11 protein-coding genes are annotated in these 12,321 nt (G+C 68.6%); 5 read left to right on the top strand and 6 right to left on the bottom strand.

From position 1 onward, the window contains the following. Window positions 1–11 precede the first annotated feature (11 nt). Together E1295_RS12165 and E1295_RS12160 are read left to right on the top strand one after the other, a co-directional pair. Complete coding sequence (locus E1295_RS12165; RefSeq protein ID WP_132630358.1) at window positions 12–416, top strand: Zn-ribbon domain-containing OB-fold protein; 405 nt, start codon at window positions 12–14, stop codon at window positions 414–416. Beyond that, window positions 413–1,597, top strand: coding sequence for a lipid-transfer protein (locus E1295_RS12160; RefSeq protein ID WP_132630403.1), 1,185 nt, complete (start codon window positions 413–415; stop codon window positions 1,595–1,597). The genes E1295_RS12165 and E1295_RS12160 overlap by 4 nt, the downstream gene beginning before the upstream one ends. A gap of 54 nt (window positions 1,598–1,651) precedes the next feature. Here E1295_RS12160 and E1295_RS12155 read toward each other — a convergent pair whose 3' ends face one another. The 5 genes from E1295_RS12155 to E1295_RS12135 form a co-directional block, all read right to left on the bottom strand. Continuing rightward, entirely contained in the window at window positions 1,652–2,668 is a 1,017-nt protein-coding gene (locus tag E1295_RS12155) for an ABC transporter ATP-binding protein (RefSeq protein WP_132630357.1), read from the bottom strand. After that, entirely contained in the window at window positions 2,652–3,698 is a 1,047-nt protein-coding gene (locus tag E1295_RS12150) for an ABC transporter ATP-binding protein (protein WP_132630356.1), read from the bottom strand. Before E1295_RS12150 ends, E1295_RS12155 begins: the two co-directional genes overlap by 17 nt. A 13-nt stretch (window positions 3,699–3,711) precedes the next feature. Beyond that, entirely contained in the window at window positions 3,712–4,686 is a 975-nt protein-coding gene (locus E1295_RS12145; protein ID WP_132630355.1) for an ABC transporter permease, read from the bottom strand. After that, complete coding sequence (locus tag E1295_RS12140; RefSeq protein WP_132630354.1) at window positions 4,679–5,623, bottom strand: ABC transporter permease; 945 nt, start codon at window positions 5,621–5,623, stop codon at window positions 4,679–4,681. The genes E1295_RS12145 and E1295_RS12140 overlap by 8 nt, the downstream gene beginning before the upstream one ends. A 125-nt stretch (window positions 5,624–5,748) precedes the next feature. Further along, window positions 5,749–7,257: a peptide ABC transporter substrate-binding protein gene (locus E1295_RS12135; protein WP_246079992.1), complete on the bottom strand. Its 1,509-nt coding sequence runs from the start codon at window positions 7,255–7,257 to the stop codon at window positions 5,749–5,751. Between the two features lie 604 nt (window positions 7,258–7,861). Here E1295_RS12135 and E1295_RS12130 point away from each other — a divergent pair. From E1295_RS12130 to E1295_RS48640, 3 genes are all read left to right on the top strand, one after another. Continuing rightward, window positions 7,862–8,797, top strand: coding sequence for an ABC transporter permease (locus tag E1295_RS12130; RefSeq protein ID WP_132630352.1), 936 nt, complete (start codon window positions 7,862–7,864; stop codon window positions 8,795–8,797). Beyond that, window positions 8,790–9,656, top strand: a complete 867-nt coding sequence (locus tag E1295_RS12125) for an ABC transporter ATP-binding protein (RefSeq protein WP_181957977.1) — start codon at window positions 8,790–8,792, stop codon at window positions 9,654–9,656. Before E1295_RS12130 ends, E1295_RS12125 begins: the two co-directional genes overlap by 8 nt. Window positions 9,657–9,831: 175 nt before the next feature. Next, entirely contained in the window at window positions 9,832–9,987 is a 156-nt protein-coding gene (locus E1295_RS48640; RefSeq protein ID WP_165977444.1) for a hypothetical protein, read from the top strand. Between the two features lie 1,049 nt (window positions 9,988–11,036). On the opposite strand, the gene E1295_RS12120 is transcribed toward E1295_RS48640, so the two are convergent. After that, window positions 11,037–11,906 carry a hypothetical protein gene (locus E1295_RS12120; RefSeq protein ID WP_132630351.1) on the bottom strand — a complete coding sequence of 290 codons (870 nt, stop codon included), beginning with the start codon at window positions 11,904–11,906 and terminating at the stop codon, window positions 11,037–11,039. Window positions 11,907–12,321: the final 415 nt, after the last annotated feature.

The following is a 12,321-nucleotide window of genomic DNA, read 5'->3' as shown; positions in this document are numbered from 1 at the left end:
ATACTCCGGCTATGACGTTTGCCATCGACGGCTGGTTCGCCATCGACCACGACGGCGTCCGCCTCATCGGCACCCGGTGCGCCGGCTGCGGCACGATCTGCTTCCCGCCGCGGCACGGCCTCTGCCCCGACCCTCGCTGCGGCGGCACCGACCTGCGGGAGCTCAGGCTGCCGGGACGCGGGCGGGTCTGGTCGTACACGAACGCCTGTTACCCGCCGCCTCCGCCGTACGTGGCGGCGGAGCCGTACGAGCCGGTGACCCTGGCCGCGGTCGAGCTGGAGGAGGCCGGGATCGTCGTGCTCGGCCAGGTCGAGGGCCTGACGGTGGAGGACCTGGAGGTCGGCATGGAACTGGAGCTCACCTCGGGCCCCCTGGCCGACGGGCCGCAGGTGTGGATGTGGCGGCGGGCGTCATGAGCGTCGTGGTGCTGGGCACGGGCATGCACCCCTGGGGCAAGTGGGGCCGGCCCTTCGTCGAGTACGGCGTCGCGGCCGCCCGCGCGGCCCTCGGCGACGCCGGCGTCGCCTGGACCGACGTGGACTTCCTCGTCGGCGCGGACACCATCAGGAACGGCTACCCCGGCTTCGTCGCCGGCGCCACCTACGCCCAGGCGCTCGGCTGGTCGGGCGCCAGGATCGCCTCCTGCTACGCCGCCTGCGCCTCCGGCGCCCAGGCCGTCGACATCGCGCGCACCCGCATCCTGGCGGGCCTGTGCGAGGTCGCCCTGGTCGTGGGCGCGGACTCCACCCCCAAGGGTTTCTTCACCCCGGTGGGCGGCGACCGGCCCGGCGACCCCGACTGGCTGCGCTTCCGCCTCCTCGGCGCCACCAACCCCGCGTACTTCGGCCTCTACGCGCGCAGGCGCATGGCCGTGCACGGCTCGACCCCGGCCGACTTCGCCGCCGTCAAGGTCAAGAACGCGCGGGCCGGCTCGCTCAATCCCATGGCCCGCTACCGCAGACCCGTCACCGTGGACGAGGTGCTGGCCTCCCCCATGGTCGCCGACCCCCTGCGGCTGATGGACATCTGCGCCACCTCCGACGGGGGCGCCGCCGTGGTGCTCGCCTCCGAGGAGTACGCCCGCCGCCGCGGCGCGACCCCTTTCGTGCGCCTGGCCGCAGTCTCCACCGTCACCCCGTCCTTCCCCAGCACCGTCCTCGAACTGCCGAACTTCGCCACCGACTCCTGGGCCGCCGCTCCGCCGCCCGAGAAGCCGTTCAGGGCTGCGATCGCGTACGCGGCCTACGAGGAGGCCGGGGTGGGCCCCGAGGACGTCTCCCTGGCGGAGGTGTACGACCTGTCGACGGCGCTGGAGCTCGACTGGATGGAGGACACCGGCCTGTGCCCGCCGGGAGAGGCCGACAAGCTGCTGCGCGACGGCGAGACGGCCCTCGGCGGCCGCATCCCGGTCAACCCGTCGGGCGGGCTGGCCTCGTTCGGCGAGGCGATCCCCGCCCAGGCCATCGCCCAGCTCTGCGAGCTCGTCACCCAGCTGCGCGGGCGCGCGGGCCGGCGTCAGGTCCCGGACCCCCGGGTCGGCCTCGCCGTCAACCAGGGCCTGTTCGGCCACGGCTCCGCCCTGGTCGCCACCCTCTGAACGTGCGCAAGCCCCCCGAGCCGGGCTCGGAGGGCTTGCGCACGTGCGGCCGGTTCAGCCGACGTGGACCACGTCGTGCGTCTCGGCGAAGTGGCAGGCGCTCTCGTGCGCCGTGCCGGGCCGGATCTGCAACAACGGCTCCTCCTCGGCGCAGATCTCCTGCGCCTTCCAGCACCGCGTACGGAACCGGCATCCCGACGGCGGGTTGGCCGGCGAGGGCGGGTCACCCTGGAGGATGATGCGCTCGCGCTGCTCCCGCCCCTCGGGGTCGGGCACCGGCACCGCCGACAGCAGCGCCTGCGTGTACGGGTGCGCCGGCCGGTCGTAGATCTCGGTGTCCTTGCCGAGCTCCACGAACTTGCCGAGGTACATCACCCCGACCCGGTCGGAGATGTGGCGCACCACCGACAGGTCGTGGGCGATGAAGATGTAGGCCAGGTCGAACTCGTTCTGCAGCCGCTCCAGCAGGTTGATGACCTGCGCCTGGATCGACACGTCGAGCGCCGACACCGGCTCGTCGCAGACGATGATCTCCGGCTGCAGCGCCAGCCCGCGGGCGATGCCGATGCGCTGCCGCTGACCGCCGGAGAACTGGTGCGGGTAGCGGTTGATGTGGTCGGGGTTGAGGCCCACGACCTCCAGCAGCTCCTGCACCTTCTTGCGGCGGTCGCCCTTGGGCGCCACCTCGGTGTGGATCTCGTACGGCTCGCCGATGATGTCGCCGACGGTCATCCGGGGGTTCAGCGAGGTGTAGGGGTCCTGCATCACCATCTGGATGTTGCGCCGCATCCGCTTGAGCTCGGCGCCCTTGGCGTGTGCGATGTCCCGGCCGTTGATCTTGACCGAGCCCGACGTGGGCCGCTCCAGCGCCATGAGCACCTTGGCGAGCGTGGACTTGCCACAGCCCGACTCGCCGACGATGCCCAGCGTCTCACCCTTGTGCAGGTCGAACGAGACGCCGTCGACCGCCTTGATGGCGCCGATCTGCCTCTTGATCACGATGCCCTGGGTGAGCGGGAAGTGCTTGACCAGGTCGCGCACCTCGAGGATGCGCTCACTGGTGCTCGCCATCGAGGACCTCCCTCCAGTAGTGGCAGGCGCTGTTCCGCGTGCCACTGACGTCGTGGAGCGGTGGCGCGTCGGTCACGCAGTTGTCCTGCCGGTACGGGCACCGGGGGTGGAAGGCGCAGCCCGTCGGCAGGTCGAGCAGGTTGGGCGGCAGGCCCTTGATCGCGTACAGCTCGTGGCCCTTGAGGTCGACCCGGGGGATCGACTCCAGCAGCCCCTTCGTGTACGGGTGCGCGGGCCCCTTGTAGATGTCATGCACGGGGGCGTTCTCCACGATGCGCCCCGCGTACATGACGGCGATCTTGTCGGCCACGTCGGCGACCACGCCCAGGTCGTGCGTGATCAGGATGAGACCCATCTGGCTCTCGCGCTGCAGCTCGGCCAGCAGCTCCATGATCTGCGCCTGGACGGTCACGTCGAGCGCCGTGGTCGGCTCGTCCGCGATCAGCACCTCGGGGTCCAGCGCGATCGACATGGCGATCATGATGCGCTGCCGCATGCCCCCGGAGAACTGGTGCGGATAGTCGTGGACCCGCTGCCTGGCGGCCGGGATGCGTACGCGGTCCATCAGCTCGACGGCCTTCTTCAGCCCGTCGGCCTTCGACATGCCGCGGTGCACCCGGAACATCTCGCTGATCTGCCAGCCCACGGTGAACACCGGGTTGAGCGCGGAGAGCGCGTCCTGGAAGATCATCGCGATCCGCTGGCCGCGCACCTGCGTGCGGGCCTCTTCCGACAGCTTGAGCAGGTCGGTGCCCTTGAAGCGGATCTCCCCCTTGGGGATCACCGCGGGCGGCATGTCGAGAATGCCCATGATCGCCTGCGCGGTCACGGACTTGCCGGAACCCGACTCGCCCAGCACCGCGAGGGTCTCGCCGGCGCCGACGGTGTAGCTCACCCCGTTGACCGCGCGTACGACCCCGGCACGGGTCTGGAACTCCACGTGCAGGTTGTCGACCGCGAGCAGTGGGTGGTCGCCCGGCGCCCCTCCTTCGGAGAGCCCAGGCAGCACGTCCGCTGACGTCTTCTTCACGTGATCCCCCCTTCTACCTGAGCTTCGGGTCGAGCGCGTCGCGCACCGCGTCGCCCATCATGATGAACGCGAGCACGGTGACGCACAGGAACGCGGCGGGGAACACCAGCGGCAGCGGTGCCTCCAGGAACCGGTTGCGCGCGTCGGCGATCATCAGCCCCCACGAGATGTCCGGGGACAACACGCCGACTCCCAGGAACGACAGCGCGGCCTCGGCGGCGATGAAGCCGCCCAGGTTGATCGTGGCCACGACGATGACCGGCGCGAGCGAGTTGGGCAGCAGGTGGCGGAACATGATCCGGCCCGCTCCCGCGCCCAGCGCCCTGGCCGCCACCACGAAGTCCTGGCTCTTCGCGGTGATCACCGCCGCTCTCATGATGCGGTACGTCATCGGCCAGCCGAGCACACCGAGCGCGAGGATGACCAGCAGGATGCTGTTGGCCTTGCCGCGGAAGGTGGCCGCGATCAGCAGCGCGCCGAGGATCGCGGGGATGGCGAAGAAGATCTCCGTGAACCGCGAGGACACCGCGTCGACGGCGCCGCCCCGGTAGCCGGCGACGATGCCGAGCAGGCTGCCGATCAACGTGGTGACGATCGTGGTGAACACGCCGATGATGATCGAGTTGCGGGCGCCGTAGATCGTCCGCGAGTAGAGGTCGCAGCCCAGGTTGTCCCTGCCGAACAGGTGGCCGGGGCTCGGCCCCTGACGCGCCGTCGACAGGTCGCAGCTCCTGGCGTTGAACGGGTCGATCGAGGTGAACAACGACGGCCAGAACGACATGACCAGCAGGATGAAGATGATGATCACCGAGATGATGAACATCGGCCGGCGCCTGAGGTCGTACCAGGCGTCGGTCCACAGGCTGGCGGGCTTGCCGTCCTTGGCCTTCTTGCCCCTGCGCTTCGGCGCCTGACCAGGCTCCGTGACCAAGGTCTGCGTATCCGGGAGCCCGGTCCCGGCCGGGACCGGCGGGGTTTGGTTACTCATAGCGGATCCTCGGGTCGAGCAGGGCGTACAACATGTCGACGACCAGGTTGGCCAGGATGTAGATCAGCACCAGGATGGTGACGATGCCCACGACCACCGGTTGCTCCCGCAAGTAAACCGACTGGAAGAGCTGATTTCCAATTCCCTGCAGGTTGAAGATCGTCTCGGTGATGACCGCGCCGCCCATCAGGTTGCCGAGGTCGGCGCCCAGGAAGGTGACCAGCGGGATCAGCGCGTTGCGCAACCCGTGCCTGCCGATGACGCGGCGTCTCGACAGGCCCTTCGCCGTGGCCGTGCGGATGTAGTCGGCCCGCAGGGTCTCGGCGAGGCTGGTCCTGGTGAGCCTGGTCAGATAGGCGATGGACGTGCCCGCCAGCACGAAGCCGGGCAACAGATAGCTGCGCCAGCCCGCGAACGTGCCGGCGACGGGGAAGATGTCCGCGCCCGTCCACTGTTTGAGTTTCACGCCGAGCAGCAGCTGCAGCACGAACCCCGTCACCAGCGTGGGGACGGAGATGAACAGCAGCGTCGAGGCGAGGATCATGGTGTCGGTGGCCTTGCCCCGGCGCAGCGCGGCCCACAGGCCGAGCCCGACGCCGATGACGGCCTCCATGACCAGCGCGGTCAGTGCGAGGTTCAGGGTGACCTGAAACTTGCCCGCCATGATCTGGGACACCGGCACGTCGGCGAAGTTGACGCCGAAGTCGCCGCGGAAAAGCACGCCGCTGATGTAGTACCAGTACTGCAGCAGCAGCGGATCATTCAGGTGATATTGCTCGCGCAGGACCTCGGCGATCGCGGGGTCGGGGCGCTTGTCCCCGAACAAGGCCGCGATGGGATCACCGGGCAGTGCGAAGACGATACAGAAGATCAGCAGCGTGGCGCCGAACAGGACGGGAATCGCCTGGATCAAGCGCCTGATGACATAACGGCCCATTCAAGCCCTCCGGTACACACCTGGAGGCAGCCCTCGGAGTCCGTGAGTTCCCGGCTCGAGCGACTGCCTCCAAGTTCAGCCCTCCGACGGGTGGACGGCGCGGCCGTCCACCCCGGCGAACGACGTCAGGCCTTCTCGACGTCTGCCCAGTCGATCTGGTTGAGCAGGTTGAGCTTGACGTTCTTCACCTTAGTGGAGTGTCCGAAGTTGCTCCGGTAGAAGTAGACCGGGATGTACGGGAGCTCCTTGATCAGAATGTCGTCGGCCTGCTGGTAGAACTTCAGGCCCTCGGCGGCGTCGGTCGCCTGGTCGCCCTTCTTCAGCAGCTCGTCGAACTCCTTGTTCGAGTAGCCGCCGTAGTTGGAGCCGGACGCGATGGCCCCGGTGCCGAAGATCGGGGTCAGGTAGTTCTCGGCCGCCGGGTAGTCGATCGCCCAGCCCATCCGGAACAGACCCTTGTACTCCTTGCTGTCCAGCGCGTCCAGGATGCCCTGGAACTTCTCGAACGGCTTGGGCGTGACCTCGATGCCCAGGTTGGCGCGGAGGTTGTTGGCGACCGCCTCGATCCACTCCTTGTGGCCGCCGTCCGCGTTGTAGCCGATCTCGATGTTCTTCGGGCCGCCCGCTTCGTCGTACAGCTTCTTGGCCTCGGCCGGGTTGTACGTGCACGCGTCGCAGGCGCCCTGGCGGTAGCCGGGGATGGCCGGGTTGATGAAGTCGTCGGCGGGCGCGCGGGTGCCGGAGAAGACCGTCTCGGCGATGGTCTTCCTGTCGATGGCCAGCGAGATGGCCCGGCGGACCTGCACGTCCTTGAAGTCGGGGTTGTACTTCAGCGGAACGCCGATGTAGCCGATGGAGGCGTCGGGCTCGTCGAAGTAGCGGTCACCGAGCGCGGCCTTGGCGCTGGCGATCGCGGAGGGAGGCAGCGAGTCGTCGACGTCGAGGTTCTCGGCCTGGAGGTCGTTGTACGCGGTCTCGGCGCTGGTGTAGACCTTGAACTGGAGCTTCGTCCAGTTCGAGGGCTTCTTGCCGGGATACTTGTCGTAGACCGACGCCTCGATGGTCGCGTCGGTGCCCTTCTTGTAGGGCTTGTCCAGCTTGAACAGGCCCTGACCGATCGGCTGCTCGCCGTAGGCCTGGGTCACCTTGCCGTCGGGGCCGAGGGCCGACTCGGGCATCGGGTAGAAGGCGGTGTAGCCCAGCATGGTCTTGAACTGCGAGAACGGCGCCGCGAGCGTGACCTCGAGCGTGAGGTCGTCGACGACCTTGAGACCCTTCATCTCCTTGGCCGACGGCTTCTTGCCCTCACCCGGGTGGACGTCGTCGTAGCCGTCGATGCGGCCGAAGAAGTAGGACGCGCTCATGGCGTTGTCCTGCAGCGCCGCATAGTTCCACGCGCGCGCGTAGTCGGCGGCCGTCACGGCGGTGCCGTCGTGCCACGTGTAGCCGGACTTCAGCTTGATCGTCCAGACCTTGCTGTCCTCCGTCGTGATCGACTCGGCGGCCTCCTCGACTGGCTGCTTGTTCTCGTCATAGCCGACGAGCGGAGAGAAAAGCGCGGCGAGAACCTCGGAGCCTTCGGTCTCGGTGGTGTTCTGCGGAACCAGGAGCTCCTGAGGCTCTCCGATTTCCATGCGGACCGGCGTGGTGTCCCCGCCGCCCGCGGCAGTGCCACCGCTGTCCGAGGCACCGCCGCCACACGCGGCAACCGCGAGGGCGAGCAGCGCGGTACCGGCGACGATCTGTGCGCCCTTAGTAACACGCATGGTGAAAGAAATCCTCCCTCTACAGGTGGGCGTAAGCGCTGAGCTGCGGTGATCGTGAGCAGCCTGACGGGGGGTTCCTGGTTTCCCCCCGGGTTTGGCTGACATGGTCAAACCAGCCGACGCCCTGCCAGTCGATCGCGACTATCCCTCACTACTTGCCACCAGGACGTCTCTGGCGCGTTGCAGTTCGGTCACACGTACGCCTATCCACCGTCACAGACAATTAGCCCTATCGGTATGAGACCGTACAGAACACCCCAAGAAGGCTCTGTATGGACGTGAACAGTCGATGAAAGTTACCCCCTACATGACGGTGCTCGTGCCCTTGCCGCCGCGCCCCGCCCGGCTGGGTTACGGTTGAGCAGGTCTTGACGACGCCTTGGAACCCAGCGTCCCGAGACTCCGTCCAACTGACTGTCGCCGACCCGCGCGACAGGCACTCCACCGACCGGGATCCAATAGAGTCCTTGCCATGAGCCAGCCGGAATCCGCTGTCGCGGACGCCCAGGCGGGCGGCCGAAGCGGGCAGGAGCCGCTGGCCAAGCTCGCCAAGCGATACGGGCTTCGCCGTGCCATCGCGCGGCCGAGGTTCCCCGTCTACCTGCGCCAGTTGTGGCAGCGCCGCCACTTCATCCTGACATACGCGACCTCGCGCAACGTCTCGAAATACTCGAGTTCGGCGCTCGGCCAGCTGTGGCAGGTGCTGACTCCGCTGCTCAACGCCGGCATCTACTACGTGATGTTCGGCGTGGTCCTCGGCGGCAGAGACGGCATCGAGAACTATCCGGCGTTCCTGCTGACCGGGATGTTCATCTTCACCTACACGCAGCGCACCGTCACCGCCGGCGCCAAGTCGATCTCCGGCAACCTGTCGATGATCCGGGCCCTGCACTTCCCCAGGGCCTCGCTGCCGCTCGCCTACACGATCCAGGAGCTCCAGCAACTCGCCATCTCCATGGGCGTGCTCCTCACCATCGTGTGGGCGACCGGCGAGTGGCCGACGCTCTACTGGCTGATGATCCCGGTGGTGCTGCTGCTCCAGACGATGTTCAACGTCGGGATGGGCCTGGTGGTCGCCCGGCTCGGCGCGCAGATGCGCGACCTCAACCAGTTGCTGCCGTTCATCTCCCGCACCTGGCTCTACGCCTCGGGGGTGTTCTTCTCGATCCAGGACAAGGTCGTCGGGAAGGCCGGGCTGCCGCAGTGGGTGGCGGACGCGATGTACCTCAACCCCGCCGCCTCCTACATCGAGTGGATGCGCGAGATCCTCATCGGGACCCACAACCCGGGCTACGGCCACCACCCCCCGGCGACGGTGGTGCTGTCTTGCGTATTCTGGGCGGTGTTCGCACTCGGCTTCGGCTTCTGGTACTTCTGGCGGTCCGAGGAGAGGTACGGGCGTGGCTGAACTGACCAAGGAGCTGTCACAGGTGAAGGGCGAGAAGCCCGCCGTCCCGGGCAAGGATGTCAGGGTGCATCCCAACCCGGAGCCCTCGGGCAAGCGACCTCTTGACGTCCCCACGGGCACTCCGACCGTCATCGTCGACGACCTCCACATCGTCTACCGCGTCTACGGCGCGGCCTCGGAGTCCGAGAAGGGCAACGCGGTCAACGCCCTCACGCGCCTTCTGAAGCGCCAGGGACGCCCGCAGATGAAAGAGGTCCACGCGGTCAAAGGCGTGACGTTCGTGGCCTATCACGGCGACGCCATCGGCGTCGTGGGGCGCAACGGCTCGGGCAAGTCCACGCTGCTGCGGGCGATCGCCGGTCTGCTGCCGCCGCACAAAGGCGCCGTCTACACCGACGGCCAGCCGTCACTGCTCGGCGTCAACGCGGCTCTCATGCGCGAGTTGACCGGCGAGCGCAACATCGTCCTCGGCTGCTACGCCATGGGCATGACGCCCGCCGAGGTGCGCGAGAACTACCAGGAGATCGTCGACTTCTCCGGCATCAACGAGTTCATCCAGTTGCCCATGTCCACCTACTCCTCCGGCATGGGCGCCCGCCTGCGCTTCGCCATCTCCTCCGCCAAGACCCACGACGTGCTGCTCATCGACGAGGCCCTGGCGACCGGCGACCGCGAATTCCGCAAGAAGAGCCAGGAGCGCATCCGCAAGATCCGCGAGTCGGCCGGCACCGTCTTCCTCGTCGCCCACGACCACAAGGTCATCGAGGAGACCTGCAACCGCGTCATCTGGCTGCACAAGGGCAAGATCAAGATGGACGGCGACCCCAAAGAGGTCATCGCCGCCTACAACAAGGGCTGATCCCCCGCCCACCGACCCCGTCGCCGGTGCGGCGCCTTTCGTCATGCCCGAAATCGACCGTGTGTGCGGAAACTCGCGCGACGCGAGGGGCTAATGACTGACAGCGAGCCTGCCGTTCCGATAGAATTCGAACGCAGATTCGAGCTGGGGAACGGCGATGGAGTGGGAGCGCGCGATGGGGGAGCTTTCGGCCGCTATTGACCACCTGGCCACCGAAGACGTGTCCGAGATCCCGCGGATGCAGCTCGCCGAGCAGCTGCTGGAGCTCCACTGGCAGATGGCCAGGCTCCAGGCGCAGATAGCCCGCCGCACCGGCGTGCGCCTCCCCTGACCCCGCGACACGCCGTCCGAACAACCCGAACGTCCCAATGACGTCACGCACCCGCCTGCCGTTCACGTCACGCACCCGGCCTGCCGATCAGGTCACGCGCTCGCCTGCCGTGCGCTCGATGCCCGACGACTCACCCACGTCCGTTCACGTGGCCATGCTCAAGGGGGCTCGTGCGGGCCGGCACGTCCGGCCTTCGAGGGCCCACTGTGCGCGCGTCTCGGCGGCCCGCCCCGTGCGGGTCAGAGTGCGTCTTCCTGGAGGCCCCCGGCCGCGTGCGGGGGGGTGGGGGGACGTTGGCGGTGCCGTAAAAGGGGAAAAAGCATGCCGCCGACCCCGGGGCGGGGTCGGCGGCGGGCGGGCTCGTGCGGCGCCGCCGCCCTGCAGTGGCGGCGCGGTGCGCGAGCTCGCCACGGGCTCGGGGCGCGTCCGCCCTGGCCCGTCATGAGACCACCCGCGTGCGCGGCCCGTACGAACGACGCCTCGCCACGCCCGGCCGCTCCTGGAAACGCCCGGCACCTGCGAGCGCTCCAAGTCCAGCGGACCCGGACCACCCGGCACCTGCGAGCGAACCACGCCCAGCGGACCCGGACCACCCGGCAAGTGCGAGCGAACCACGCCCGACCGGTCCGGAGCGCCCGGCACCTGCGAGCACCCCATACCAGACAGACCCGGAACACCCTGCGGGCACTCCACACCCGGCGGACCAGGAACACCTGCGAGCACTCCACACCAGACAGACCCGGAACACCCTGCGGGCACTCCACGCCCGAACGGCGCGGGAACACCCGGCACCTGCGTGAGAAGCCACCGCCGGAGCGCTCGGCACCTGTGAGCGCCCCATGTGGTCCGGCAGGTCGGTGCGGCGTCCCGGCTGCGGTGAGACACCGTTGCGTGGACGGCGATGTCCCCGCCGGAGGTCGTTTCGCTCCGGCCGCGGGACGGCGTACGGGTCACCGGCACGACACGGTTCCCGGCGTCGGCACCTGTGACGCCCGTGAACCCTCATGCCGGCCCTCGGCGAGCCACGCTCGCCGGCGCCTCCGTCGTGGCTAGTCGCGGTCCCAGGACTGCCGGACCGAGCTGGTCAGCGCGCTGGTGGACCACCCCAGAGCGGTCACCACGTCGCGGTAGGACGCGGCGGCCTTGGTGCCGCTGCTCTCGACGGCTCCGGCGGCCTCCTCGACGAGGGGGGCGGCCCCGTCCAGCGTGGCGGCCTGCGTGAGGCCGGTCAGCGCCTCGGCGACGGGAGCCGCCTCGGCGGGCGCAACCTTGCCGACGACCGTGGACAGCCGTCCGCCGGGGATGCCCGGCAGCGCGTTCTTGGCCGCCTGCGTCAGGCCGGCCATGGAGGCCTCGGCCGACAGGGACTCGATACCCTTGACGGGTGCGCCGCCGCCGGCCGGCACCTTGCCCAGCGTGCTGCCGAAGGACGACTCGGCCAGGCCCGCCATGGCGGCGACGACGCCGTGCACGCCCGCGGACTGGGTGGCGACCTCGCTGCGGCCCTGGTTGAACGTCTTGACCGACGGCGTCGCGGTCTCCGCCATGCGCGCCGCGCCCGACAGCAGGGGCAGCGACGACGTCACGCTGCCGCGGCCGTTGCCGAGCGGGGAGAATCCGCCGACGATCGGCGACAGCTCGGTCAGCGGGTCGCCGCCCTTGACGACGTCCTCGGCCGAGTTGGCCGTGCCCATGGTCCGCCGCTGGTTGTCGGCCCTCCTCCGGGCCTCGGCCAGGGCGTCCTTCTCGGCCTCTGTCAGGGCCACCGGCTGGGCCGTGGCGCCGAACAGCGCACGCACCAGGCCGGTGGCGACGCCGCCGTCGAGGACCCCGCCCAGCGGGCTCGTCGCGGTGGTGGTGCCGACGCCCCGGCTGTCCAGGGCTTCCGCTTGGACCGGCCCGGCCAAAGCCGCCGCCAAGCCAAATGTTGTGACGGCTACAGCCGCCTTGACTACTCGATTCATGATTGCCTTCCCGGCTCGTGATCGATCGCTCTCGAATGCGATGGAAATGCGAATCGATAACCCCCGAATGCCGTGGCGTACGCGCTATGGGCACCACATCGGGCGTGCCGTCACGGCTGAGCTACGCCAGCAGTTCTATCACTCGCTGTGACCGGCCGCAGGCTCATGAATGCCCATGTGGAAGGGGTTTGCAGCTCGGTTACCGAGTGAGGGGGGAGCGTTGAGCGGGAAGACAAAACGGGAAATAGGAGGGCCTTGTTTCTGATAGTGCACGCCCATGCGCGAGGCCTCACTATCACCACCCTCCGGCCCGTGAACAATGGGTCGCGAATACAAATGTCACGGGCCGGGGTGTAATTTTCCTGTCGCG

This window comes from Nonomuraea mesophila (genome assembly GCF_004352805.1).
GTDB lineage: Bacteria > Actinomycetota > Actinomycetes > Streptosporangiales > Streptosporangiaceae > Nonomuraea > Nonomuraea longispora.
Note: the sequence above shows the minus strand (reverse complement) of the source record. Positions and strands in the feature narration are given on the sequence as shown.